The sequence below is a fragment of the Blastomonas sp. UPD001 genome (assembly GCF_003426715.1).
Taxonomy (GTDB): Bacteria; Pseudomonadota; Alphaproteobacteria; order Sphingomonadales; family Sphingomonadaceae; genus Blastomonas.
This window is the reverse complement of the sequence record NZ_QKVT01000078.1, coordinates 1-983: the sequence shown is the minus strand read 5'-3', so window position 1 is coordinate 983 and position 983 is coordinate 1. Positions and strand designations below refer to the sequence as shown.

The following is a 983-nucleotide window of genomic DNA, read 5'->3' as shown; positions in this document are numbered from 1 at the left end:
GCCACTTCCCGCTCGGCGTGACGCACTTCGATGCCGATGTCGAGATTCTTGACCGGGGACCAGAACAGGTTGACCGCCGCGCTATAGGCGGAAACATTGGCGAGCCCGGGCACGAGCACGCCGCCGGGATAGTCGGCATGTTGATAGCCTGCCGCGATCGTCGAGCGCAGATTGCTTGTCCAGCCGAGCTTCAGCGAACCGAACGCGGCGAAATTCTCGACCTTGAGCAGCCGGTTGCCCAGCGCGACCCGGTCGTAAAGCGCATCGGGCGCATAGCCGAGGCCGAGATAGCGGCCGATGCCGTCGCCATAGGTCGCGCTGAAGCGGATATCGTGGCGCTTGTCCGGCCCGAAGGCGAACTTGCCGCCCGCCGACAGGCCCCAGCCGAGCGCGTCGTCGTCATTGCCGCCATCGTGCACCGACAGCTGGCGCACCAGCCCCGCGACGTGCAGGTCGAGGTTCGGCTGCTTGTAGACCAGCTTGGCGACCAGATCGGGGACGCGGTCCTGGTCGTTGTCGGCCAATGCGGCGTTGGTCGTGTTGACCGTTTCGGTCTGCGGATTTTCGAGCGCAAGATGCAGTTCGAGGCCTTTGGTCAGCGGCTGACGGTACTGGACGATCATCTGGCGGACGAACACCGTGCCCTCGAGCGGGCCGACGAAATCGGTGCTCTCAGGGAGCAGCGCCGGGTTCTGGAAGGTCGTCCATTCCTGGCCGATCAGGAACTTGTCATAGGTCAGGAAAGCGCGGCGCAGCGTCGGCGTATAGGCATTGGTCGCGCGCTGCGCGCCCGGCGGCGCGGTCGCCAGCGCGAAATCGAATTCGATATGGCTTTTCAGCTCCTTGCCGCCCAGTGGGGTCGAGCTGGTGAAGAACAATCGCGTCTGGCGCGCATTGGCCATGAAGTCGCGCGTCGAGGTGCCGCCGACCGGAATCTGCTGCGGCAGGTAGAATTCCTTGCCCAGCGATCCGCCGGCCAGCAT

General features: G+C 64.9%; 1 protein-coding gene. It reads right to left on the bottom strand.

Annotation, left to right across the window (positions count from 1 at the left end; translation table 11 throughout):
- Window positions 1-983: DcaP family trimeric outer membrane transporter (locus DM995_RS18860; protein ID WP_116970670.1), on the bottom strand; the 983-nt coding region annotated here is incomplete at both ends.